Raw genomic sequence first — 23,223 nt, 5'->3', positions numbered from 1 at the left:
GGACGGTGTGATGACCGACAACGACCTGGCGGCCATGGCGGCGGTGCTCATGCAGTCGCGCCAAACCATTTTGCCCAAGCGGCTGGTCGCGCCCGGACCTGACGCAAAACAGCTGGCCATGATTCTGGAGGCTGCGGCCACGGCGCCCGATCACGGCCAGCTGCTGCCCTGGCGCTTCGTGCTGGTGCCGCAGGCGGCACGCCCCCGGCTGGCCGATGTCTTTGGCGCCGCGCTGATTGAGCGTGACGCCTGCGCCACCTCCGAGCAGCTGGCGCAGGCGCGTGAAAAAGCGCAGCGTTCCCCGCTGCTCATGCTGGTGGTGGTGGATGGCCAGCGCGGCGATGCGGAGATCGACCTGTTTGAGCGCATCGTCTCCACAGGCTGCGCAGTGCAGAACATGCTGCTCATGGCCACCGCGCTGGGATTTGGTTCGGCGCTGACCAGCGGCAAGGCCCTGAAGTCTGCCGGCCTGCGCCTGTTGTTTGGCCTGGCGGACGGTGAACACGCGCTGTGTTTTGTCAGTATCGGCACGGTGCAGTCGCGCCGGCCGGCCCGCCCGCGCCCGGTGCCACGTGATTTTGTGACTTGCCTTTCGGGTCCCGGCGAGGCCGCGACCGAGCGCGATCTCGCCGGTTTTTCGTACGCTTTTTAAGGGGTATTTCCATGGATATTTCAAGTTTTGACGACCTGTTGCAGGCAGCCCGGGCCCAGCCCGAGCCGCAGCGTTTGCTGTTTGTGTTTGCCGGCGTCGAGTTGCCCGAGGACAGCACCCCGGCGCAGCGCGAGCGCTTTGAGGCCGGCCAGGGCGGCGCACTGGTGCCGCTGATGTGCGTCGACAAGCGGCCTGACGAACTGGCGTCGTTTGGCGCGCTGGTCGCGGAGTCCAGCCAGTTCGGCCACGACTGGGGCATGGTGTTTGCCGCCGCCATGTCGGGCACAGTGAACCGGGCGCCGACCTCCGAAGACGCCGAGGAGCCGCTGCAGCGCATGGTTGAAGCCATCAAGCGCGGCGAACATGGCGCCTACATTCCTTTCAACCCGCAGGGCCAAGCCGTCCAGATGGGTTGACATGAGCAGCCCTGCCCGAACGACACGACCGGTGATGCTGCCCGGCCACAGCGCGCCTGCCGCCGGTTTTGAGGCACCGTTCGAGATGCTTGCCACCTGCCACGAGCGGGTCGAGCGCATGCTGGCCCTGATGGCGCGCCTGCAGCAGCACCTGCTGGACAAGGCTTGCGATGAATCCGCCCGCCAGGCCGCACGCGACGTGATGCGCTACTTTGACCTGGCCGCGCCGTTGCACCACCAGGATGAGGAACTGCATGTGTTTCCGCCGCTGCTGGCCGGGCCGGATGTTGCACTGCGTGCGCTGGTGCAGCGGCTGGTGCAGGATCACCGTCAGATGGAAATAGCCTGGACCGAGGCGCGTCGCACGCTGCTGGCCGTGGCGGAAAGTCCCGCGTCCGGCTGGACGCCGCTCACCGCAGCCCAGACCGGCGCCTTGACGGAGTTCGCCGTCCTGTACCGTCAACACCTCGATGACGAAAATAACACGGCTTATCCCGCAGCCCAAGCCACCCTGTCGCCGGATGCAGTCGAGGCGATGAGCGAAGACATGATGCAGCGTCGGGGTGTGCCTGCTGCGGCCGTGAAGCCCCCGATTGCGGGCAAAATAGGGGTATGAACGCGACTGACCTTCAACACCTGCCCGCTAACGATAGCAAAGTCTCTGCAACTGCTAGCCTGATGGAGACCATGGGTTTCAATGCAAAAGTGGCTTCTGCGCAAGCAGCGCGGGCACCGGCAGCTATTAAAAACAGAGCTCTCCGGGGGCTGGCGGCGCTGCTGCGGAAAAACCTGGTGGCGCTTGAAGCCGCCAACCAGCGCGACCTCGAACGGGCCGCTGCTGCCGGACTGGCCGGCCCGCTGCTGGACCGGCTCAAGCTCAGCCCCAAAGACATTGAAACCGTGGCCCTGGGCTGCGAGCAACTGGCCGCCATGCCCGACGTGATTGGCGAAATCATCGGCATGAAAGAGCAGCCCAGCGGCATTCGCGTGGGGCAGATGCGCGTGCCCATTGGCGTGTTCGGCATGATTTACGAGAGCCGGCCCAATGTCACGATTGAAGCGGCGAGTCTGGCCATCAAGAGCGGCAACGCCTGCATCTTGCGCGGCGGCTCGGAAGCCATCGAGTCCAACAAGGCGCTGGCCGCGCTGGTGCAGCAGGCGCTGGCAGAGGCAGGCCTGCCCGCGGACGCGGTACAACTGGTGCCCACCACCGACCGCGACGCTGTCGGTCATCTCATCGCCATGCCGCAGTATGTGGACGTGATCATTCCGCGCGGCGGCAAGGGCCTGATTGAGCGCATCAGCCGCGATGCCAAAGTGCCGGTCATCAAGCACCTGGACGGCAACTGCCATGTCTATGTCGATGACCCGTGCGATATCGCCATGGCGGTCAAAATTGCCGACAACGCCAAAACCCAGAAATACAGCCCCTGTAACGCGCTAGAGAGCCTGCTGGTGGCGCGTTCCGCCGCAGCGGAATTTTTGCCAAAAATCGGCGCGATTTACGCGGCCAAGGGCGTGGAAATGCGCTGCGATGCCGGGGCCCAGGCAATGCTGCAGGCGGTTCCCGGTGCAAATGTCCAGCCCGCCACCGAGCAGGACTGGTACGAAGAATACCTGGGGCCCGTCATCAGCATCAAGCTGGTGGGCGGCGTTGACGAGGCGATCGCGCACATCAACCACTACTCCAGCCACCACACCGACGTCATCCTCACGCGCGACCACATGCATGCCCAGCAGTTTTTGCGCGAGGTTGATTCGGCCAGCGTGATGGTGAATGCGAGCACTCGCTTCGCGGACGGTTTCGAGTTCGGATTGGGCGCTGAGATCGGCATCAGCACCGACAAGTTTCATGCGCGCGGGCCGGTCGGCATTGAAGGCCTGACCTCGCTCAAATACGTGGTGCTGGGCCAGGGTGAAGTGCGCACCTGAGCGAATGGTGGTCCAGGCATGCCTTGCAACCGGCGCGCTAGCCCCCATTTCACTTCAATTCGGTCCGCATTGACCGGGTTCAATAACAACAGTTAATAACAGTTAGCAACTGTTTCCTACCGAAAGTGGCCGCAATGGTTCCGCATCTCATTACCGCCCTGACCGGCCCCATCAACGAACTCGAACAACGCATCCTCGACACCACGCCCGCCATTGAGCGCTGGTTCAGGCTGGAGTGGATGGAGCACACGCCGCCCTTTTACTGCTCGGTCGACATCCGCAACGCCGGCTTCAAGCTGGCGCCGGTGGACACCAACCTGTTTCCAGGCGGCTGGAACAACCTGACGCCCGAGATGCTGCCGCTGGCGGTGCAGGCCGCCATGGCTGCGATCGAGAAAATTTGTCCCGAAGCGCGCAACCTGCTCGTGGTGCCCGAAAACGAGACGCGCAACAGCTTTTACTGGTCGAATGTGCTCCAGCTCAAGCGCATTTTTCACCAGGCCGGCCTGAACGTGCGCTTTGGCTCGCTCAGCGCCGAGATCAAGGCGCCCACCACGCTGAACCTGCCGACCGGCGAAAGTATCACGATAGAGCCGTTGATCCGCACCGACCGGCGGCTGGGGCTCAAAGACTTCGACCCGTGCACCATCCTGCTCAACAACGACCTGTCGGTCGGCATTCCGGGCATCCTGGAGGACCTGCACGAGCAGCACCTGCTGCCGCCGCTGCACGCCGGTTGGACGGTGCGGCGCAAGTCCACCCATTTCAAGGCCTACGAAGAAGTCTCCAAACGCTTTGGCAAGCTGCTGGGCATTGACCCCTGGCTGATCAACCCGATGTTTGCGCAATGCGGCGAAGTCAACTTTGCCGAAGGCACAGGCATGGATTGCCTGACCAGCAACGTCGATGCGCTGCTGTCCAAAATCAAGCGCAAATACAAGGAATACGGCATCAACGAAAAACCCTTTGTGGTGGTCAAGGCCGACAACGGCAGTCACGGCATGGGCATCATGACGGTGCGCGACGTGAAAGACCTGGACGCGCTGACCCGCCAGACCAAAGACAGGATGAGCACCACCAAGGGTGGCCAGGCGTTGTCCGAAGTCATCATCCAGGAAGGCGTGCTGACCAATGAGCGCGTCAACGACGCGGTGGCCGAGCCGGTGGTCTACATGATGGACCGCTACGTGGTGGGCGGTTTTTACCGGGTGCATGCCGAGCGCGGCGTGGATGAAAACCTCAACGCCCCGGGCGCCAGCTTTGTGCCGCTGGCCTTTGCCGACAGCGGCCGGCTGCCGCAGCCGGGTCAAAAACCCGGTTCCAGCAGCCCCAACCGCTTCTACATGTATGGCGTGATTGCCCGGCTGGCCATGCTGGCCGCCAGCTACGAGCTCGAAGCGACCGATCCGGATGCCGAGGTCTACGACTAAATCCACGCGACTAAAAGGGTCTTTTTTTTAGGCCATTTTTGGCGTCAAACGCTTATCCGGCGGGCGCTGGCAGCTATATAAACAATAGCAAATTGCGGTTTGTGGGCGGTGCGGTGCAGCGCACGCGCAGGCCCGCGCCACAGACTGTGCCAAGTTGTTGCATTGCAACAAAATACCGAATTCTTGCGTTCAGATATTACTTGCGATTTGCTTCAGGCGGGGCGAGGTGCAAAATAGCGCTCCTTAAGGTAACCTTTCCCGCCGCCAGGGCCAGTCCCTGACCCTGGTCACAGCGGGAATTTTTTGTGTCTACTCAAAAATCATCACTTGCGGCGCTCACCCTGGGCGCCATCGGCATTGTTTACGGCGACATCGGCACCAGCGTGCTGTATGCCGTCAAGGAAGTCTTTGGCTCAGGACACGTGGCGTTCACCCCTGACAACGTTTACGGCATCCTGTCCATCTTTTTCTGGACGCTGACCGTCATCGTGTCGATCAAGTACGTGGTGCTGGTGCTGCGGGCCGACAACAATGGCGAAGGCGGGTTGGTCGCCATGCTGGCGCTGGCTTCGCAGGCGGTCAAGGACAAACCGCAGCTGCGGCGCGTGCTGCTGGTCATTGGCATTTTTGGCACCTCGCTGTTTTATGGCGACGGCGTCATCACCCCGGCGATTTCGGTGCTGTCGGCGGTGGAGGGCCTGGAGGTTATTTCGCCGGCCTTCAAGCAGTATGTGATTCCCGCCACGCTGCTGATCCTGTTCGCCCTGTTTGCCGTGCAAAAGCGCGGCACTTCTGGCATCGGTAAATTTTTCGGCCCCATCACGCTGGTCTGGTTTGCCGTGCTGGCGCTGCTGGGCGTGGCGCAAATCATCACCCACCCCGCCATCCTGAAGGCGCTGAGCCCGCACTACGCGCTGATGTTCATGTGGTTCAACCCGGGCACGACCTTCATCATCCTGGGCGCCGTGGTGCTGTGCGTGACCGGCGCCGAGGCGCTGTATGCCGACTTGGGCCACTTCGGTAAAAAGCCGATCCGGCTGGCCTGGTTCGCGGTGGTCATGCCCTCGCTGGTCCTCAACTATTTTGGCCAGGGTGCGCTGCTGCTGAACAACCCGGCCGCCGTCGTCAACCCTTTTTACCTGATGGCCCCGGAATGGGCGCTGGTGCCGCTGGTGCTACTTGCCACCATGGCGACGGTGATCGCCTCGCAGGCGCTGATTTCGGGCGCTTTCAGCGTGACCAAGCAGGTGATCCAGCTCGGTTACCTGCCGCGCCTGAACATCCAGCACACCAGCGTGCGCGACACCGGCCAGATCTACATTCCGCTGGTGAACTGGGGCCTGTTTGTCACCATCGTCCTGGCCGTGCTGATGTTTCGCTCGTCGAGCAACCTGGCGGCGGCCTATGGCATCGCCGTGACCACCGACATGCTGATCACCACGATTTTGACTTTCTATGTGGTTCGCTACGACTGGAAGTACCCGCTGTGGTTGTGCCTGGCTGCCACAAGCGTCTTTTTCGTCGTCGATTTCGCCTTTTTTGCCTCCAACCTGATGAAGCTCTTCGCGGGTGGTTGGTTTCCGCTTGTCATTGGCGGCGCCATCTTCACGCTGATGATGACCTGGAAGCAGGGCCGCGCCCTGCTCAACGAAAAACTGCGCGCCGACGCCATCGACCTGCCCAGTTTTCTGGACGCCGTGTTCGTCAGTCCGCCCGTGCGGGTCGAAGGCACGGCCGTCTTCCTGACCGCCGAACCCGGCATCGTGCCCAATGCGATGCTGCACAACCTCAAGCACAACAAGGTGCTGCACCAGCAGAACCTGTTTGTGACGGTGCGCAACCACGCGGTGCCGTGGATTGGCATGGACAAGCGCGTCGAAAGCGAAGCGCTCGGCCACGATTGCTGGCAGGTCACGATCAACTACGGGTTCAAGAACGATCTGGACCTGCCCAAAGCCCTGCAGCAGATCAAGGGCCGGGGCTGCGAGCTGGAGCCCATGACCACCAGCTATTTCCTGTCGCGCGACACCGTGATCCCGACGATTGGCAGCGGCATGGCGCCCTGGCGCGAAAAGCTGTTTGCGCAGATGCACCATAACGCGAGCGGTGCGGCGGACTTCATGAACCTGCCCAACAACTCGGTGGTGGAGCTGGGCAGCAAGATCGAAATTTGAGGTGTTTTTTTGGCTCTGGCGCAATGAGTATGGTCGCAGGTAGCTATTGAATTCATAGTGCGTTGACGCGGCTTGGGTGGGCTGCCGGGCTACCCCCGGCCAGCCCAACCTGGAAAAGCCAAACAAGCTATGAATTCAATAGCTTCCAGCGCTCGAGTGTTGCAATAGCCGAGGCCGGATCGGCCTTTTGGGGTGCGGTCGCCGGTGGGGCGGCGCTGTTTGTACAACAATACGGGCATGCACGTCCCGCACCCTTGTCGGTTCCGGCGCCAACAACCAAAACTTATCAGTCCTCAAAAATTCATGAACATTCTTTTTATTGCCGATCCGCTTGAGTCGTTCAAGATATACAAGGACACCACCTTCGCCATGATGCGTGAGGCGCAAAAGCGCGGCCACCGCGTCAGCGCCTGCGAGCCGCAGGATCTGATGTGGCAGCGCGGCGCGGCCGTGATGGCCCATGTGCGCGACATCACGCTGACCGGCGATGCGGTGAACTGGTTCGAGGACAAGGGGTCGCGCGCGGTGGCCTTGAAGGGCTTTGACGCGGTTTTGATGCGCAAGGACCCGCCGTTTGACAGCGAGTATTTCTACGCCACGCACTTGCTGGAGCAGGCCGAGCGCGATGGCGCCCGGGTGTTCAACAAGCCGCGCGCGTTGCGCGACCACCCTGAAAAACTCGCCATCATGGAGTTTCCGCAGTTCATTGGCCCCACGCTGGTGACACGCAACGCCGAGGACATCCAGCGTTTTCATGCCGAGCACCAGGACATCATCCTCAAGCCGCTTGATGGCATGGGCGGCATGGGCATTTTTCGTGTCGGCCCCGATGGCCTGAACCTGGGCTCGATCACCGAGACGCTGAACCGCCACGGCGCGCAAAGCCTGATGGTGCAGAAGTTCCTGCCCGAGATTGCGGACGGCGACAAGCGCGTGCTGGTGATTGGCGGCCGGCCGGTGCCTTTTTGCCTGGCGCGCATCCCGCAGGGCAGCGAAGTGCGCGGCAATCTGGCGGCGGGCGGCAAGGGCGTGGCCAAGCCCCTGTCGACGCGCGATTTTGAAATTGCCGAAGCCCTGGGCCCGGTGCTGGCCGCGCGCGGCCTGCTGCTGGCGGGCGTGGACGTGATTGGCGACTGTGTCACCGAGATCAACGTGACCAGCCCGACCTGCTTCCAGGAGATTTTTGAGCAGACCGGGTTTGACGTGGCGGCCATGTTCATCGACGCGCTGGAGCAGGCGCTGCCGGCCTGACGCGCCGATCTGGGAAAAGCGTCGGTGCGGGCCTTTGTGGCGTGAAGAGGCCGGGTCTGCCGTGAGGGGTGTCGCGGGTGTTTACCCGACTTGCGGGTGCAGATGAAAATGAGCAAAATGCCTCCTCATTGATCCCTTGCAATGCCACCACCCTTGAACCGATGCCCTCCATGACCGATGTATCACTCGACCTTGCGTCCGCCACTTTTGCCAAGACGGCAGCCGGCGTTCAGGAAATCCAGGACCGCGCGCTGGGCTTGCCGCCGCTGACACGCCGGGTGCTGGTGCTGGTGGATGGAAAACGCAGCGGCAAGGAGCTGGCGGCCTTTGTGGCCGGCCATGATGCAGCCGAAATCCTGGGCCAGTTGCTGGCGCAAGGCTGCATTGAGGCGCTGGCGGCCGCCAAACCCGTTCCGGTGGGCACAAAAGCAACTGCGCCAGAAGGCGAAGCGGCGCTGTCCGGCCTGCCCCAGGCTGCCACGCGCAGCGCCAAGGATACCGAGATGGCGCGCAATTTCATGACCAACACCATCAACACCATGTTCGGACAGAACATGCGCCTGACCCTGATCCAGTCCATCTTTGCCGCCAAAACGGCCGAGGACTTGCGCCGGGTTTACCCCGCCTGGGCCGATACCATGGCCACCATCGGCATTGGCGCCAAGCGCCTGCCGGAACTGCGCCAGAAGCTGTTTCAGGTGCTGTAACGCCTGGGCGCGGTGCGGCACTGGTCAATACTGCTGCAGCGCGCCGTCCACAAACACCTTGAGTTCGCCGGGCGCAAACGCCGTCCAGTGCTCGTTCGTGGTCAGCGGTGCCGTTACCACCACGGCCACACGGTCGCTGGACGTGGTGTGCTCGGCAAAGTTGACGCTCACGTCTTCGTCGCTCAGCGTGGCATGGGCAAACGGGTGGCGGCGTTCTACGTAGACCAGGCTGGTCGAGGCATGGGCCCACAGCGCCTGCCCGTTGCTCAGCAAAAAATTGAAGGTGCCGTGGCGCGCAATCTGTCCCGCCAGCTCGCGCAGCGTGAGGCTCAGCTCCTGCACGCTGGGCACGTCCGCATGGGATTTGGCCAGCTCCTGCATGATCCAGCAAAAAGCCCGCTCGCTGTCGGTGTTGCCCACGGGCCTGAAGCTGCCGTGCAGCCGGGGTGCGAAGTTCTTGAGGTCGCCGTTGTGCGCAAACACCCAGTAGCGGCCCCACAGCTCTCGTACAAAGGGATGGCAGTTCTCCAGCGCGACGCGGCCTTGCGTGGCCTTGCGGATGTGCGCAATGACGTTGCGGCTCTTGATCGGGTAGCGTCGGATCAGTTCGGCCACGGGCGATGCGCAGGCCGGCAGGTGGTCGACAAAATGGCGCAGCCCCTTGTCGCCGCCGTTACTGCCCGTGCTGCTGTCGCCTTCAAAAAACGCAATGCCCCAGCCATCGGCGTGGTGGTCGGTGGCGCCACCGCGCTGTGCAAAGCCGCGAAAGCTGAAGGTCACGTCGGTGGGCGCGTTGCAGTTCATCCCGAGCAGTTGGCACATGGTCAGTCGGTGTCCGGTAGTTGGGCCGGTGGCGCAGGGGCACGAAGTTGCCAGGCCGCCACCATCGCCAGCGCGCACAGGGCGGCCAGCATCAAAAAGGTTTCGTTAAAAGCGGCCAGCCGCGCCGGGCTGCTGCTGGCGTTGGCAAACGAATCGCCATGCGCCGCCAGGCGCCACTCCAGCACAATGCCGCACAGGCTGACGCCGATGGCGCCGCCCAGCATGCGTAAAAAGTTGATGGCGCTGGCGCCCTGGGACAGCAGCTGTTCGTGCAGCGGCCGCAGCGCGCCGAGGTTGAGCGACGGCAAAATAAAGCCCAGTCCGATGCGCCCCAGCGTGGCCCACAGCGCCAGCAGCCACAGGGCCGACGTCAGTGTGACGGTCCACATCAGCGCAAACGAGGCCGCCAGCAGGGCCAGACCGATGCTGACCAGCCGCCAGGTCGGCTGCTGGTCGGCCAGCCGCCCCACGCCCGCGATGGTGGCGGCCAGCACCAGGCCGGCGGGCAGCAAGATGGTGCCGACATGCGAGGCCGCCAGGTTCAGGCCCAACTGCAGGTACAGCGGCAGCAGGTAGGTGGAGCCAAACAGGGCGGTGCCGTAAATAAAGGCCACGATGCTGCCCATGGCGAAGGGGCGGTAGCCAAACAGCGCCAGGTTCATCAGCGGTGTGCGCCCGCCAGCGGCCAGGCGGCGCTGCCACCCGACAAACGCCAGCAGCGCCAGCGCGGCCGCGCCCAGCAGTGCCGAGGCCTGTACGGCGCTGCCGCCGTGCAGCTCGACCAGGCCATTGAGCAGGCACAGCGTACCCACGGCGCCCAGCAGCAGGCCGCGCCAGTCAATCATGGCGCCCCTGGGGTTGGCCGCCACGCCGCCTGGCGCCGTCACCGGCACATAGCGGTAGGCCATCCACAGTGACAGCAGGCACAGCGGGATCACCATGAAGAAAATCGAGCGCCAGCCGAACAGGTCCACCAGCACGCCGCCCAGGCTGGGGCCGAGCGCCGGCGCCAGCACCACGCCCATGCCAAACAGCCCGCTGGCGCGGCCCTGCTCATGGGGCCCGAAGGCCCGCATGATGATGATGGCCGGAATCGGCTGCACCACGCCGGCGGCCAGTCCTTCGGCCACGCGCGCGCCCAGCACCAGTCCGAAATGGTTGGCCAGGCCGCCGGCCACGCCGCCCGCCATCAGCAGCAGCATGCAGCCGACGTAGGTGCGGCGGTAGCCGTAGCGCGCCAGCAGCCAGGGCGTGGTCAGCATGGACACCGTCATGGCCGCCATGAAGCCCGAACTGACCCACTGCGCACGTTCCTGCCCCAGCGCAAAGTGCTGGCTCATGTCGGGAATCGCCACGTTGACGATGGTCGCCGACATGATGGAGGCCATGGTGCCAATCATCACCGACAGCAGCAGCAACCAGCGGTAGCGCGGGCCGTGGCGCGCCTGCAGGTCGGCGAGCGTGAGAGCGGGGGGCGTGCGCAAGGGGGCCTGGGCGTCAGTCCTGGGGTTCCGACCAGAGTTTGCCGCCGGTCGCCCAGTTCTCGCGCTTGATGTCGGTGATGATGATGTCGACCGAGTCGGGCTGGCCGCCGAGAATTTCAACGCTGACGCGGGTAATGGCTTCAGCCAGCTTCTTCTTTTGTTCGATGGTGCGGCCTTCCATCATTTCTACATGGTACGTGGGCATGGTTTCCTTGGGGTGGTTGGGAAGAGTAGATGATAAAAGCAGGCGAGCCGGCCTGCCGGCATCACGCCAGAAAAATGCCGCCTCGCCAACTACTCCAGCGCGTCAACGCGCACGCCGTATTGCGCAGAAAAGGCCTTCAGGATGTCTTCAATCTGCGGGTCTTGCAGCGTCGTGGTCAGCTCCACGATCTTGTGGTCGCTGCCCTTGTGGCTGTCGCTGACCGCCACGGTGGCGGCGCTGTCGCCAACGGCCAGCAGTTTTTGAAGCAGCGGCCCGAGCTCGTCCATCACCGCATCGCGCTCTGCCTGCGTGTGGTCCGACTGCGCAAGGTACTGGACTTCGAAAGAGAAGTTGGTTTTCATGGTCATGGTGGCCCTTGTACGTTGTGGGGTGTCCCGGAGGCTGCCCGCCTGAAATTTCAGGCGTGGTCCCCATCATCCAGGGTTTTCATCTGCCAGGCAATCCGCACCAGCTCCGACTTGAGCTGTTGGCGCGCCTCTTCATCCAGGCCCGACAGGCTTTTGGACAGGCTCATGTTGCGCGGCGAAATGGCCTGGCCTTTGGCGGCAAACACAATGCTGTTGCTTTGCTCCCCGGACAGGACCTCGACCGCATGGCCGCTGAAGCTGCGGCTGATGCGGTCGGCCAGCACCGGGTAGTCAGGGTGGTCGTAGTGCAGGTTGACCACCAGCACGCCGCCGTCGGGCAGCGCCGCAAAGCAGTCGTCGTAAAAGCGCTGCGAGCACAAGGCGGCGGGCTGCCCTTCATGGTCAAAGCCATCGACCAGCAGCACGTCAAAGCCCGGCGTTTCGGTCTGCACAAAAAGGGCGCCGTCGGCAGCGATCACCCGAAACCGTTCGTCATCGTCCGGAATCTGAAACTCGTGCCGCAGCGCGATCACATGCGGGTTGATTTCCAGCACCGTCATCTGGCTCCCAGGCAACTGCCGGTAACAGAATTTGGCCAGCGAGCCCCCGCCCAGCCCGATCATGCCGATGTGCAGCGGCGCAGGCTTGAACAGCAAAAAACCCATCATGGTCCGGGTGTAGTCCACCTCCAGGCGCCAGGGGCGGCGCATGACCATGCGGCTTTGCAATTCGCCGATCGTGAAGTGCAGCGATTTGCTTTCGCCGTTGTCATACACAAAGGGCTTGACGTAATGCCGTGGCGGGATTTTTCCGGCCGCAGTGGCATCAGCCGGCGACGCAAGGGGCGGAACCGCTGGCAGGGTGGGCCAGGAGAGGCTCATCGCGGCTGCGCCGCGGTAGCGCGTGCGGTTTGGGGGGGAAGGGGGTGTGGCAGCTTGAAAATCATGAAATCTCGCGAGGCAACAAGCCTGGCAGCGTTCATTATCGGTGCGCGCAAGCGGCCATGCCGCGGTATTCCCGCGTGACGGAACAGCTTGTCGGGCAGCGCGCCTTGGGAGGCCGTCCACGCCGCTCAAGATGCGCTGCCAAGGAGAACGGCTCCCCACGCAATCAGCAACGCGCCGCTTGCGGGGCTCAACCACTGTCCTCCCGGCCAAGTCTTTTCTATCAGAACAAAAACGGTCAGCGCCGCGATCCACGCAACATTCATAACGCCGAGAAGAAACAGCATGGTCATCAATGACCAGCAGCAACCCGTGCAAAAAAGCCCGTGCCGCAGCCCCATGATCCATGCGCCGCCCTTACCCGGACGCCACTCGGTCATGAGGAACGAGAAAGGCGAGCGGCAACGCGAGAGGCAGGCACGTTTCAGCGGCGTGAACTGGAAGATGCCGGCCACAAGCAGCAACACGCCACCGAACGCGGGACTGCGAATTTCCATCATCGGGGAGATCAGCCGGGCCTGCAGAAGGGCCCATTGGACGAGCGTCATCACAAGGCTGAAGCTGGTCCAGACCAGCATGTAGCCCGCCACGAAGGCGACGACGCGCAACACGGATGAATGCGCCGGGGGTTGTTGCGGCAACGACCAGAATGCCAACACCATGGGCAGTGCGGTCGGCAGCATCATGGCAACCATCATCACGGTCCACATCAGAAAGACCAGGGCAAGGTCCACAGCGCCCCAATCCGTCATGCGGGGCATGAGCACCATGTCGGCGCCGACCTCCATGTGCGCCATGCCCCAACCCATGTAGAGCAGGTACACCCAGGCCAGGAAAATCATGCCCACCAGCCCGAGCAGGACCGGCAGGCGCGCGATGTCGCTCGACGTTCGCATCAGCTGCTGTACCTGAACGGCGAGTAGAAGCCGTTTCGATCCGACACCTCACGCTGATAGCCGTGGTCTGCGTAGCGGAACCGCGTGGACTTGGCCACCACGGCAGGGAACCCGGGCGCCGCTGTAAACGGGGGGTTGTCCATCGTCACATCGCCACCGTCCTGGCCGGGAATGGCTTCTATCTCCGCCTCCGCTATGTCCTCAATGCGGAGGCTGCGACGTTTGCCCTCGGCGACATATTCGATCGGGGCGGTGCGCACGCCCATGACCTCGCCGATCAGCGGCGCCAGGTCGGCCAAAGGTCCGCCCGCCTGACCGGAAAACACCTGCCCCAGCACTTTCTGCTGCGCCGGGCTGGCGCGCTGATCCAGGTACAGCGCCACGCGCCACCTGGATTCCATCATGGGGCCTGGCGAATGGACAAAGAGCACGGCATTTAGACCGTCCAGCTTCACGTCGCCGAAAGCCCCCTGGTCGATATGCCAGGCGATGAGCGCGGCGCAATTTCCCTCTGTGGGTGGGCTGAGACAGGAGCAACTGCACGGTGCGAAGCAATTGCAGCTTTCAAAATACGTTCCCGAGACGTTCAATCCGTTTGACATGATCGTTCTCCTTCAAGGTTCTGAGGCCTCAAGCATCCGATCGGCCAGCGACGGCCCCATCACGCTGGCACAACATCCTTGACCAGAAGCGCCGGGCGTCAGCAGTGGCGCTGCGGGACGGCCGCAACTCTGTAAGGTCAACGATGAATGCCTCCTTCCGGTCTTGGCAATCGAATGGGCCTGCCACCGCCGTCGGCATCTTTGTGCCAAAGTGGAGTCGCATGGCCACCGCTTCAACAGACAGGAACGACCACTGTCAAAGTTACATCAGTCGGCAATGATCTGGTAAGAAATTTGTTTCAGATTGATGCTCTTCAGGGCATCAATTTCAAGCCCGGCGGCAGTGATTCGCCCAGCATGCGGCGCTCCACGGCTTCGTCCAGTTCCACGCGTTCACTGACCATTGCGACCCAGGCCGGCGGCGCGTTGATGGCCAGCAGCCGCGCCACGATCTGCTCGCGCAGTACCAGCGGCAGGTCGCGCGCGCGGTCATCGGTCACGCGGGCCAGATGGGTGGCGGCAAAGGCGGCGGGCTCCAGTTTTCTCCAGTCCAGCACGAGCAGCGTGCCTGCCCAGTCGGCGGCGGTGTCGGCCGGCACCACGTCGTGCGGGCTGCCGTAAAACGGCTGGCGCGCGCCGATGCGGCCCAGCGCCCACAGGTGCAGGCTGTCGCTGGCGGGGTCAGGGCCGGCGCGCGGGAGCGGGGCCGCCAGCGATTTTTGCAGGCGGGCCAGCAGCCACTCACCAATTTCGGCTTTGTAGGCGGCCGGAATGCGCTCCAGCGAGGCGCCCAGCCGCAGCATGTCCTCGTCGCTGCCCCTGACCGGCTTGATCGCGCCGGGATCGTCCATGCCCTCTGCGTTGATCTGCAGATTAAAGGCAAAGTCTTCCAGCAGGCGCAGCTGCTCGGGCGCGGCCAGACCGCCCGCCACGCGCCGCCACAGCGTCCACCATTCGGCGCACACCTGCTTGTCGCGGGCGTGCTGAACCCCGAGCGGAAACAGCATCCAGAGCTGCTGCACGCGCCAGGCGTCCAGCGCGTTGCCAAAGCCCGGGCGCAGGCCATAGCCCGCCAGATTGAGCCAGACCCGTTCATGTCCGGCGGAGCGGCGGCGCCCGCGCGCGCGTTGCCACAGCGCATCAAACAGCTGGCGCAGCACGGGCGTGGTCCACTGCGCGCGCGCGCCCAGAACTTTTTCCAGCTGCGCGCGCAGTTGCGTCACGTCCTTGGGGCTGACCGATTGCCTGGTGCTGCCAAAAATGCGGTCGATTTTGTCGATCGCATCGGCCAGGCGCGATGCAGAAATTTGGTCGTTGTCGCCAGTGCCACCGGCCAGGTCTGCGCCGGTGCCTGCGTGCCGCAAGTCAAACTCCAGCTGCCAGCGCTGGCTGGCGTCGGCCAGGCTGACGCAGTGCATCTCCAGCGTGCCGACTTCGGTCAGCACGGCGGCCAGTTGCACCGGGATGTCTTGTTGGTTACCCGGCGACGGCTGACCGGTGGCCGCTTGCAGCACCATCACGATGGGCGGCAGCGGCACGAAGTCCTCGTTCAGGTCGATCAGATCACCCGCCCGCTCGGGCGTATGGGCGACCGAGGTGACCAGGTGAAAGCGCACCGGCTGGCCCAGGCGCAGCGCAAAGGTTCGGCCCGTTAGCAGCACCTCCTGGCCGGTTTCAGTGCCGCGCGGCAGCAGGCAAATGCCGCGCGCCTTGGCGGCATCTTTCGCGCCATCGAGCCGCAAAAAGTAGCTGCGCGCCGCGCCGCCACCAATCCTGGGCGCCAGCCCCTGCTGCGCCAGCGCATAGGCCACCGCGCCGCGCGCCACCGCCACGTCGGGATTGTCGTTGTGCAGCAGGCGCAGTGGTGCGCCGCGCCAGGCGCCCAGGGTTTGCTGCAGCCGCTGGACCAGCGCGCCCGCGCGAAACACGCCGCCGTTGAGCAGCAGGGTGTCGGGCATGGCCTGCGCGTGCTGCCGAAAAAAGTCCGCGATATGGCTGGTAATGGCCGGGTCGCGGGCGTAGGGCAGGCCAAACTCGACGAGACCGCCGCGTGCTTGCCGGGCTTGCGCGCTGGCCTCAACCTGCGGGAAAAAGCCATCCACGATCAGCTGCTCGACGTCCTGGCGCGTCAGCGTGACCGAGCGGCTGCCGCCAATCAGCCGGGCGCCACCGCCCAGCAGGGTCACTTGCGTCTGTTCAGGCGCGTCGGCGGCCAGCAGCTGCTCTTTGGCGCTGCGGCAGCGTTCCACCAGCTGGGCCAGCTGGCTGGCCGACAGGCGGGTGGACGGATCTGCCGCCGTGCTGGCCATGCGGGTCTCCACCAAATGCGCCAGCGCCAGGTCCATGTTGTCGCCGCCCAGCATCAGGTGGTTGCCCACGCCGATGCGGCTCAGCTGCGGCGTGCCATCCTTTTGTTCCACCTGAATCAGGCTCAGGTCGGTGGTGCCGCCGCCCACATCGCAGACCAGCACCAGCCGGGTTTGCGCCAGCTCTTTGGCCAATGTGCTGCGATGGCGCAGCAGCCAGTCATAAAACACCGCCTGCGGTTCTTCCAGCAGGCGCAGCTGGGGCAGCCCGGCCTGGCGCGCGGCGCTCAGGGTCAGGGCGCGCGCGGCTTCGTCAAAGGACGCGGGCACGGTCAGCACAATGTCTTGCTGCGCCAGCGGATGGTCGGGATGCTGCGCGTTCCACGCGTCCCGCACGTAGCGCAGATAGCTGGCGCTGGCTTCGACCGGCGACACCTTGGCCACCTCGGCCGGCGCGCCCCAGGGCAATATCGGGGCCAGACGGTCTGCCGCCGTGTGGGACAGCCAGCTTTTGGCACTGGTCACCAGCCGGCCCGGCACCTGCGCGCCCAGCTGGCGCGCCCATTGCCCCATCACCACGGGCGCCGTGGCGGCGTCAGCTTGCGCAGGCCAGGGCAGTTGCAGCGCGCTGGGGGGCAGTTCGCCTTCTGCCGCGTGGTAGCGCACCGAAGGCAGCAGGGGCAGTGCGGCTACCTGGCCTGCTGCCACCAGTTGCTCGATCTGCAGCAGTTCTATGGCTTGCCCGGTCTTGCCCGGGCGGGCATAGGCGACCACGGTGTGGGTGGTGCCGAGGTCTATGCCGACGATGTACTGGGAAGGCTTGGCTTTTGAATTCATCGCCTGGTTAACTCTTTTTAGTTGGGCTGGCCGGTCTCGCCCGGCAGGCGAGGCACTTTACTTTTGCTTCGCCAAAAGAAAGTACCCAAAGAAAAGGCGACCCGCAGTCTGGGTCCCCTGCGCTTCGCTACGGGGCAACCTGCGCTGCGCCAGAAAAGCGGGGGTCCGCGCAAACTCGCTCCACTGCGTTGCGCTCAAACAGCGCGCGGCCCTGATCCCGCTTTTATGGCGCAGCACAGGCCCAGCCAGGACGGGTGGGGGATCAATACCAACAGCCAACAGCCAACAGCCGCCGACGCCAAAACACCAAGATCAATCGCTGTTGCCGCGCACGTCGAATTCCACCTTCCAGCGCTCGTTACCCTGGGTCGCCACGGCGGTTAGTTCCAGCGTGCCGGTGTCGGTGGCCACGGCGCGCAGCTTGACCTGCACCACCTCGCCTGCTTGCCGGCCTTCGGCGGGTAGCGTGGCCTGGATTTCGCCCAGCGCCTGCAACTCTTCGGGCTGCCAGAAGTCGAGCAGGGTGCCCAGCTGGTCCTGGCGCCGCACCGACGAGCCCAGCAGGCGCAGGTGCACTGGTTCGCCCACCACCAGGCCGAATTCCTGCGTCAGCAAGTCGGCATCGGTGCCTTCTTCCATGCCAAACGGCGCAATGCACAGCGCCTGCACCGGCGGCTCAAAGCCCGGAATGGCGGGCATGGCCGACTCGATGGCGACGTAGTAGGCGCGCGCCGTGCCGCCGCGAATCCGCACGCCCTGGCCGCGCCGCACATAGCCGTAGTAGGCCGCGCCGCGCGCCACCGCCAGGTCCATGTCGGCACCGGCCAGCATGCGTGCCGGCTCGGCGTTTTCTGCGGCCAGCCAGCCGTTCAGCGTGGCCAGCGTGCGCTCGGTCAGCACGCCGGATTTGAAAACGCCGCCGTTGAACAGCACGGCGGTCGGGTGCAGAAAGCTGGCTTCGGCATCGAGCTTGCCGGCAAAGCCTTCGAGTTCGGCCGTCGCGCCGGCCTGGCGCCCCAGCAGCGCCGCCAGATGGCGCGTCACGCCTGCGTCCTGCGCGTAGGGCAGGCCCAACTGCGTCAGGCCGCTGCGGGTGCGGCTGGCCGGGCGGGTGGCGGCGTCCACTTGCGGGAAGAAGCCTTCCAGAAGGGTGGCGCGCACTTCGGCCTGCGTCAGTTCGGTGCGGATCGCGCCGCCTATCAGTTTGGCGCCTCGGCTCGGCACCACGATGGCTTGTGTTTCCAGCGCGGCGTCGCTCAGCAGGCTTTCCTTGGCCGTGCGGCAGGCGTGGTTCAGTGCGCGCATTTGCCACGGGTCGAGTTGTTTGCCCTCGGCGGCCAGCTTGCGGGCCACCCCATGCGCCAGCGTCAGGTCCATGTTGTCGCCGCCCAGCAAAATATGGTCGCCCACGGCCACCCGGTGCAGTTCCAGCTGGCCGCCCCGCTCCAGCACCGCAATCAATGAAAAGTCACTGGTGCCGCCGCCCACATCGATCACCAGAATGATGTCGCCGGGCTTGACGTCCTTGCGCCAGCGGCCCGCGCTGGTCTGAATCCAGTTGTACAGCGCGGCCTGCGGCTCTTCCAGCAAGGTCAATGCCGTGTAACCGGCGGCGCGGGCGGCTTCGGCGGTCAGCTCCCGTGCAGCCGGATCGAACGAGGCCGGAATGGTCACGGTCACGTCCTGCTGGTCAAACGGTGCTTCCGGGTGGGCCGCGTCCCAGGCCTGGCGCAGATGGGCCAGGTAACGGGTCGAGGCTTCGAGCGGCGAGATGCGCGCCACTTCGGGCGGCGCGTCGTGGGGCAAAATCGCCGCGCGCCGGTCCACGCCGGGGTGGCACAGCCAGCTTTTGGCGCTGGCCACCAGGCGTATCGGCGTCAGCGCGCCGCGCGTGCGCGCCAGCTCGCCCACCGCAAAGTCCTGGTCGGCCACCCAGGGCAGCGTCAAATCGCCAGGCACCAGTTCGCTGGCGTGCGGCAGGTATAAAAAAGACGGCAGCAGCGGCAGGCTCTCGACACTGCCCGGCGCTGTGAGTTGCGGGATGTCAAGCACGCCATAACGGGTGGTTTCGCCCTCGCTGGCCGCGATGTCCACATAGGCCAGCGCGCAGTGCGTGGTGCCCAGATCGATGCCGATGGAATAACGCGGATCGCTCACAGTTCCACCTCGGCCTGCGCCAGCACGGTGGCGTCATGACCGTCAGCCAGCTTGGGCAGTTTCACCTCGGTGGCGCGCCAGCCCCGGTGGCTTAAGGCGCCCTGAAACGGCGCCTGGCCGACCACGTTGCCTGTCAGGCGGATGGCGCGGGCATCAAAGCCCTCGTTCAGTGTGATGCGGCTGCCCTCGGCTTCCGGCCGCACCGGCGCCAGCGTGAAATGCTCGCGCAGCACCTTGGCGCAGCCCTCATGCACCACGCGCGCCGCGCCCCCGATGTCGGCGTCGGAGTAGCCGCTCAGGTCTTCCTGCGTGAAGTCGATCAGGCGCGCGTCGCGCTGCAGCAAGGCCAGCAGCTGCAGGGCGGCGTCGGGCGTGGCTTGCTTCAGCGGGGCGGGCGCCACGGCTGCAGGCGTGGGCGCAGGGGCCGGCGCATGGCGCAAACCCAGCACGCGGGCGGCATAGCCGGGGTCCGACAAGGTGCTGAAAAAAGCGCCAAAGGCGATGGGAATGCGTTTGAAAAAGGAAGGGGTCGCGTCGGTCATCAATGGCTCCTGATGGCGTCGGCCAGGGGGCCGAACATGAAAGGGGAGGGGCTCAAAAAAGCGGGTGTCGGGCGGCAACGCCGGCCTTGTCGGCTGCGGGCGTTGTGCCGGGGGAATCTTCAGCAATCAGCCTGAAGGGCTTCCCGCTTTTGAACGTGGTTTCAAAAGCCTATTGTCCATAGAAAAAAGTCACCTTGCGGCGCAGGTGGGTAGTTTTTAATAGTAAAAAGTGCCTATGGCCAATATAGGACGGGTGTTTGTAGCTATTTAATTTATAGCAATTTGGCGGGCGGCGTCAGACGCGCTCCGCGCAGCAACCCGCATAATCCAGACAGACTCAGAAAGCAGCCGCCTTGTCCGCCCCCTTACGCCTTACCGATCCCAATAGGTCGCCTGGCAGCTGTCGCGCCGCATCAATACGGACTCGGCCGACATGCTGGCTTGCACGCTGGTGGATGCGCAAGTGGTGGTCCTTATTCTCGCTTGCCGCCGGTGTCGCCCGCCGCGCCGAATGATTTTGCTCGACCCCCCTCTTGCTGGCCCGTCTGTTGCTGCGCAACGGCTGCGGCACCGACGATACAAACCTCAGGATGCAAGGGTGAACAATTTGCCAAACAATCGTTTAATCGTTAGAATGACGGAATGAATAAACAATCCTTGAAAGACCTGCTGTACGAACAGGTCGCCCGCATCGGCAAGGCCGTCTCCAGCCCAAAGCGGCTGGAGTTGCTGGAGTTGCTGGCCCAGGGTGAAAAAACCGTCGAGTTGTTGGCTGCAGAGTTGTCGGTCGACATCAAGCTCATCAGCGCCCACCTGAAAGCTTTGAGGGGCGCTCGCCTGGTCACCTCCCGCCGCGACGGCAAATATGTGATCTACCGGCTCACGGGCAGTGATGTGGCCGGGCTGTGGGTGACGTTGCGACAGGTGGCCGAAGAGCATTTGCTGGAGTTGAGGCTGGCGCTGGATCAAATGGCAGCCCATCCGTCCCAGCTTGCCTCTGTAGGCCGTGAAGAACTGCTGGAGCAGGCCAGGCGAGGCGACATCATCGTCATCGACGTGCGTCCACAGGCCGAATACGAAGTGGCGCACCTGCCGTTTGCCCGCTCGATGCCCGTGGCCGAGATCGAAAAGCGGCTCTCGGAGCTGCCGGCCGGCAAGGACATCGTCGCGTACTGCCGCGGCCCCTTCTGCCTGCTGTCCGACGAAGCCGTGGCTTTGCTCGGCGCCAGGGGCTATCGGGTACGCAAGATTCTTGACGGCGTCAGCGAGTGGCAGGCGGCCGGCCTTGCGCTCCAGACCTCCGTCGAGGAATGAATCAACCACCCATCCACAAAGGAGACATCTATGCGTAAATTGATCATCGGCCTCGCAATGGCCACGCTTTCCACCACAGGGGTATCGACCGCATTCGCGGCCGGAAAACTCTCCATGCCCGTCCCCGGCGCGGTCGACACCGCCGGACGCAAGGTGCTGACCTTCATTGCCAAGGACCCGCCCGGTGCGCGCTGCAACGGCAATCTGCAGGTGGCGGCCGAGGTGGCCAACACCTACCGCGTGCCGATCCAGCTCCTTCCTTCCAGTCTGGTTCCGGGCCTGCCTGCCCCTGCCGTGTTCTACGGCACTCAGTTGCTCGTGGCCGACGGCAAGGACTACAACGGCGCAGCGAGCTTTCAGATCGTCAGCGACGTGCTGGAAATTGAAGGCGTGGACAAGCAGGAAAACACGGGCCTGCTGTTCAATGAAGCCGTGCGCCGCGATTTCGACGGGCTGAAGGCGACCATCAAATCAGGAGGTAAATGACATCGCCAGGCATCTTTTCATCCTCAACGATCCGCCCTACGGCACCGAGCGCAGCTACAACGCCTTGCGCCTGGCGCGCTCCCTGCTGAAGGCGGGGGACACGCAAGTCAAGCGCCTTGCCACGCTGCCGATTGCCATGATGGTGATCGGCACCGCCATCGCATCATTGCCAGCAGCCCTCTTGATGCGCCGCCTTGGCCGGCGCACAGGTTTTCTGACCGGGGCTACGCTCGGAATCACGGGCAGCCTGCGGGAGCGCCCCGCATGAATGCGCCGATCTACCTCGACTACAACGCCACAACGCCGGTCGCGCCGGAGGTGCTAGAGGCCATGCTGCCGTTTTTGTGCGAGCATTTCGGCAACCCTTCGTCCACGCACCCCTTTGGACGCCTTGCCGCGCAGGCTGTCGCCGAAGCACGGAGCCAGGTTGCCGCGCTGATCGGGGCGCGGGCCCATGAAATGGTGTTCACCGGCTGCGCCACCGAGGCCAACAACCTGGCCCTGCTCGGCGTCGCGCGAGCCCACGGCGGCACGAAGCGCCACCTCGTCGTCAGCGCCATCGAGCACCCGGCGGTGATGGCCCCGGCGCAGCATCTTCAGGAAGAGGGCTGGCGCCTCACCGTGGTGCCGGTCGACGATTTCGGCCGCGTCTCGCCGCAAGACATTGCGCAAGCCCTGCGGCCCGATACGGCGCTGGTGTCGGTGATGCACGCCAACAATGAGATCGGCACCATCCAGCCGATCCGGGAGATCGCGCACATCACGCGCGAACGCGGCGTCCTGCTGCACACCGACGCGGCCCAATCGGCAGGCAAGATTCCGGTCGACGTCGACACATTGGGTGTCGACCTGCTCACGCTGGCCGGGCACAAGTTTTACGCGACCAAGGGCGTCGGGGCCCTGTATATCCGTCAGAATACGCCCGTGCGTCACATCAGTTTCGGCGCGGACCATGAGCGCGGCTTGCGGCCGGGCACCGAGAACGTACCCGCCATTGTGGGTTTGGGGGTCGCGGCGCAGCTTGCGCGGGAACGACTGCCTCAGGCAAGCAGCCGTCTGCGCGAACTGCGGGATCAACTCCATGCCCTGCTGATCGAGGCGATACCCGGCCTCATCCTCAATGGCCACCCCGAGCAGCGTCTGCCCAATACGCTCCATGTATCGTTTCCGGGGGCAAGCGGACGCCGGCTGCTGGACCAAGCCAGTCACATCGTCGCTGCGTCACTCGGTTCGGCTTGTCATTCGGAACACGACGCTGTCAGTGGCGTATTGGCCGCGATCGGTGCCGATTCCGTGCGGGCTACCGGGGCCGTGCGGCTATCGGTTGGCCGCATGACAACGCCCGACGAAGTGAGCCGCGCCGCCAGCGGCTTGATTGAGGCCTGGCGGACGGTGGCCAGTCCGTGACACCGGAAGAATACGACGCGTGGTACGACAGCCCGCGCGGCCGCTGGATCGGCGACGTTGAATTCGAGCTTCTCTGTCGCCACCTGCATAGTCCCGGATGCCCTTCACAAACTTTCTCGCATCTGTTCAGCTTGGGTTCACACAGGCACGCGCAAACTGCGTTCCATACCAACCCAAGGAGCTTTTCATGAAACGTCTTGCCATCGCCAGTTTATTGGCCACCGGATTGCTCGGCGCCCAAGCCCAGACATTCACGGACAACGCGCGCGTTCGCAGCGCCGAGCCACAGTA

At 64.3% G+C, this 23,223-nt stretch carries 22 protein-coding genes; 12 read left to right on the top strand and 10 right to left on the bottom strand.

Features of this window, described 5'->3' with window-relative positions; genetic code table 11:
- The first annotated feature begins 10 nt into the window (after window positions 1-10).
- From Q8K05_RS04465 to Q8K05_RS04425, 8 genes are all read left to right on the top strand, one after another.
- Window positions 11-652 carry a nitroreductase gene (locus Q8K05_RS04465; RefSeq protein ID WP_305245321.1) on the top strand — a complete coding sequence of 214 codons (642 nt, stop codon included), beginning with the start codon at window positions 11-13 and terminating at the stop codon, window positions 650-652.
- Window positions 653-663: 11 nt separating this feature from the next.
- Window positions 664-1,068, top strand: coding sequence for a ribonucleotide reductase subunit alpha (locus Q8K05_RS04460; protein ID WP_305245320.1), 405 nt, complete (start codon window positions 664-666; stop codon window positions 1,066-1,068).
- A gap of 85 nt (window positions 1,069-1,153) precedes the next feature.
- Window positions 1,154-1,684 carry a hemerythrin domain-containing protein gene (locus Q8K05_RS04455; protein ID WP_305245358.1) on the top strand — a complete coding sequence of 177 codons (531 nt, stop codon included), beginning with the start codon at window positions 1,154-1,156 and terminating at the stop codon, window positions 1,682-1,684.
- Window positions 1,681-3,000, top strand: coding sequence for a glutamate-5-semialdehyde dehydrogenase (locus Q8K05_RS04450; RefSeq protein WP_305245319.1), 1,320 nt, complete (start codon window positions 1,681-1,683; stop codon window positions 2,998-3,000). Before Q8K05_RS04455 ends, Q8K05_RS04450 begins: the two co-directional genes overlap by 4 nt.
- A 134-nt stretch (window positions 3,001-3,134) precedes the next feature.
- Window positions 3,135-4,430 (top strand): glutamate--cysteine ligase, encoded by a 1,296-nt coding sequence (gshA, locus tag Q8K05_RS04445; protein WP_305245318.1) that lies wholly within the window; start codon window positions 3,135-3,137, stop codon window positions 4,428-4,430.
- A gap of 305 nt (window positions 4,431-4,735) precedes the next feature.
- The gene (locus Q8K05_RS04440; protein ID WP_305245317.1) at window positions 4,736-6,604 is read left to right on the top strand and encodes a potassium transporter Kup; all 1,869 of its coding nucleotides are present in this window, start codon (window positions 4,736-4,738) and stop codon (window positions 6,602-6,604) included.
- Between the two features lie 303 nt (window positions 6,605-6,907).
- The gene (gene gshB / locus Q8K05_RS04430) at window positions 6,908-7,855 is read left to right on the top strand and encodes a glutathione synthase (RefSeq protein ID WP_305245316.1); all 948 of its coding nucleotides are present in this window, start codon (window positions 6,908-6,910) and stop codon (window positions 7,853-7,855) included.
- Between the two features lie 170 nt (window positions 7,856-8,025).
- Window positions 8,026-8,562, top strand: coding sequence for a hypothetical protein (locus Q8K05_RS04425; RefSeq protein WP_305245315.1), 537 nt, complete (start codon window positions 8,026-8,028; stop codon window positions 8,560-8,562).
- Window positions 8,563-8,586: 24 nt separating this feature from the next.
- On the opposite strand, the gene Q8K05_RS04420 is transcribed toward Q8K05_RS04425, so the two are convergent.
- The 10 genes from Q8K05_RS04420 to Q8K05_RS04375 form a co-directional block, all read right to left on the bottom strand.
- Window positions 8,587-9,384 carry a class II glutamine amidotransferase gene (locus Q8K05_RS04420; RefSeq protein WP_305245314.1) on the bottom strand — a complete coding sequence of 266 codons (798 nt, stop codon included), beginning with the start codon at window positions 9,382-9,384 and terminating at the stop codon, window positions 8,587-8,589.
- A gap of 2 nt (window positions 9,385-9,386) precedes the next feature.
- Window positions 9,387-10,868 (bottom strand): MFS transporter, encoded by a 1,482-nt coding sequence (locus Q8K05_RS04415; RefSeq protein WP_305245313.1) that lies wholly within the window; start codon window positions 10,866-10,868, stop codon window positions 9,387-9,389.
- Window positions 10,869-10,881: 13 nt separating this feature from the next.
- Complete coding sequence (locus tag Q8K05_RS04410; RefSeq protein WP_305245312.1) at window positions 10,882-11,073, bottom strand: 4-oxalocrotonate tautomerase; 192 nt, start codon at window positions 11,071-11,073, stop codon at window positions 10,882-10,884.
- Between the two features lie 89 nt (window positions 11,074-11,162).
- Window positions 11,163-11,441 (bottom strand): hypothetical protein, encoded by a 279-nt coding sequence (locus Q8K05_RS04405; protein ID WP_305245311.1) that lies wholly within the window; start codon window positions 11,439-11,441, stop codon window positions 11,163-11,165.
- Window positions 11,442-11,491: 50 nt separating this feature from the next.
- Window positions 11,492-12,322, bottom strand: a complete 831-nt coding sequence (locus tag Q8K05_RS04400; RefSeq protein WP_305245310.1) for a methyltransferase — start codon at window positions 12,320-12,322, stop codon at window positions 11,492-11,494.
- Window positions 12,323-12,513: 191 nt separating this feature from the next.
- Window positions 12,514-13,281: a DUF2182 domain-containing protein gene (locus tag Q8K05_RS04395; RefSeq protein WP_305245309.1), complete on the bottom strand. Its 768-nt coding sequence runs from the start codon at window positions 13,279-13,281 to the stop codon at window positions 12,514-12,516.
- The gene (locus Q8K05_RS04390) at window positions 13,281-13,883 is read right to left on the bottom strand and encodes a DUF1326 domain-containing protein (RefSeq protein WP_305245308.1); all 603 of its coding nucleotides are present in this window, start codon (window positions 13,881-13,883) and stop codon (window positions 13,281-13,283) included. Before Q8K05_RS04390 ends, Q8K05_RS04395 begins: the two co-directional genes overlap by 1 nt.
- Window positions 13,884-14,197: 314 nt before the next feature.
- Window positions 14,198-17,026, bottom strand: a complete 2,829-nt coding sequence (locus tag Q8K05_RS04385; protein WP_305245307.1) for an Hsp70 family protein — start codon at window positions 17,024-17,026, stop codon at window positions 14,198-14,200.
- A 312-nt stretch (window positions 17,027-17,338) separates the two neighbouring features.
- Window positions 17,339-19,183, bottom strand: coding sequence for an Hsp70 family protein (locus Q8K05_RS04380; protein WP_305245306.1), 1,845 nt, complete (start codon window positions 19,181-19,183; stop codon window positions 17,339-17,341).
- On the bottom strand, window positions 19,180-19,725 hold the full coding sequence (locus tag Q8K05_RS04375; protein ID WP_305245305.1) for a DUF2760 domain-containing protein: 546 nt from the start codon (window positions 19,723-19,725) through the stop codon (window positions 19,180-19,182). The genes Q8K05_RS04380 and Q8K05_RS04375 overlap by 4 nt, the downstream gene beginning before the upstream one ends.
- Window positions 19,726-20,367: 642 nt before the next feature.
- Between Q8K05_RS04375 and Q8K05_RS04370 the strand changes: the two genes are divergently transcribed.
- The 4 genes from Q8K05_RS04370 (at window position 20,368) to Q8K05_RS04355 (ending at window position 22,932) form a co-directional block, all read left to right on the top strand.
- A complete protein-coding gene (locus tag Q8K05_RS04370; protein ID WP_305245304.1) occupies window positions 20,368-21,039 on the top strand; it encodes a metalloregulator ArsR/SmtB family transcription factor in 672 nt (223 codons plus the stop codon).
- 30 nt (window positions 21,040-21,069) lie between these two features.
- Complete coding sequence (locus Q8K05_RS04365; protein ID WP_305245303.1) at window positions 21,070-21,525, top strand: hypothetical protein; 456 nt, start codon at window positions 21,070-21,072, stop codon at window positions 21,523-21,525.
- A gap of 64 nt (window positions 21,526-21,589) precedes the next feature.
- A complete protein-coding gene (locus Q8K05_RS04360) occupies window positions 21,590-21,793 on the top strand; it encodes a hypothetical protein (RefSeq protein ID WP_305245302.1) in 204 nt (67 codons plus the stop codon).
- Window positions 21,790-22,932, top strand: a complete 1,143-nt coding sequence (locus Q8K05_RS04355) for a cysteine desulfurase family protein (protein WP_305245301.1) — start codon at window positions 21,790-21,792, stop codon at window positions 22,930-22,932. Before Q8K05_RS04360 ends, Q8K05_RS04355 begins: the two co-directional genes overlap by 4 nt.
- The last annotated feature ends 291 nt before the right edge of the window (window positions 22,933-23,223 follow it).

This window comes from Polaromonas sp., from assembly GCF_030682935.1.
GTDB lineage: Bacteria > Pseudomonadota > Gammaproteobacteria > Burkholderiales > Burkholderiaceae_C > Polaromonas.
This window is presented reverse-complemented; position numbering and strand designations above follow the sequence as displayed.

What these genes read in the sequence shown, in the direction of transcription:
- Q8K05_RS04365 (WP_305245303.1), top strand. Translation starts at nt 21,070, where the DNA reads ATGCGTAAATTGATCATCGGCCTCGCAATGGCCACGCTTTCCACCACA.
- Q8K05_RS04395 (WP_305245309.1), bottom strand. Translation starts at nt 13,281, where the DNA reads ATGCGAACGTCGAGCGACATCGCGCGCCTGCCGGTCCTGCTCGGGCTG.
- Q8K05_RS04370 (WP_305245304.1), top strand. Translation starts at nt 20,368, where the DNA reads ATGAATAAACAATCCTTGAAAGACCTGCTGTACGAACAGGTCGCCCGC.
- Q8K05_RS04400 (WP_305245310.1), bottom strand. Translation starts at nt 12,322, where the DNA reads ATGAGCCTCTCCTGGCCCACCCTGCCAGCGGTTCCGCCCCTTGCGTCG.
- Q8K05_RS04385 (WP_305245307.1), bottom strand. Translation starts at nt 17,026, where the DNA reads ATGAATTCAAAAGCCAAGCCTTCCCAGTACATCGTCGGCATAGACCTC.
- Q8K05_RS04390 (WP_305245308.1), bottom strand. Translation starts at nt 13,883, where the DNA reads ATGTCAAACGGATTGAACGTCTCGGGAACGTATTTTGAAAGCTGCAAT.
- Q8K05_RS04450 (WP_305245319.1), top strand. Translation starts at nt 1,681, where the DNA reads ATGAACGCGACTGACCTTCAACACCTGCCCGCTAACGATAGCAAAGTC.
- Q8K05_RS04425 (WP_305245315.1), top strand. Translation starts at nt 8,026, where the DNA reads ATGACCGATGTATCACTCGACCTTGCGTCCGCCACTTTTGCCAAGACG.
- Q8K05_RS04420 (WP_305245314.1), bottom strand. Translation starts at nt 9,384, where the DNA reads ATGTGCCAACTGCTCGGGATGAACTGCAACGCGCCCACCGACGTGACC.
- gshB (WP_305245316.1), top strand. Translation starts at nt 6,908, where the DNA reads ATGAACATTCTTTTTATTGCCGATCCGCTTGAGTCGTTCAAGATATAC.
- Q8K05_RS04465 (WP_305245321.1), top strand. Translation starts at nt 11, where the DNA reads ATGACCGACAACGACCTGGCGGCCATGGCGGCGGTGCTCATGCAGTCG.
- Q8K05_RS04405 (WP_305245311.1), bottom strand. Translation starts at nt 11,441, where the DNA reads ATGACCATGAAAACCAACTTCTCTTTCGAAGTCCAGTACCTTGCGCAG.
- gshA (WP_305245318.1), top strand. Translation starts at nt 3,135, where the DNA reads ATGGTTCCGCATCTCATTACCGCCCTGACCGGCCCCATCAACGAACTC.
- Q8K05_RS04410 (WP_305245312.1), bottom strand. Translation starts at nt 11,073, where the DNA reads ATGCCCACGTACCATGTAGAAATGATGGAAGGCCGCACCATCGAACAA.
- Q8K05_RS04460 (WP_305245320.1), top strand. Translation starts at nt 664, where the DNA reads ATGGATATTTCAAGTTTTGACGACCTGTTGCAGGCAGCCCGGGCCCAG.
- Q8K05_RS04455 (WP_305245358.1), top strand. Translation starts at nt 1,154, where the DNA reads ATGCTTGCCACCTGCCACGAGCGGGTCGAGCGCATGCTGGCCCTGATG.
- Q8K05_RS04375 (WP_305245305.1), bottom strand. Translation starts at nt 19,725, where the DNA reads ATGACCGACGCGACCCCTTCCTTTTTCAAACGCATTCCCATCGCCTTT.
- Q8K05_RS04355 (WP_305245301.1), top strand. Translation starts at nt 21,790, where the DNA reads ATGAATGCGCCGATCTACCTCGACTACAACGCCACAACGCCGGTCGCG.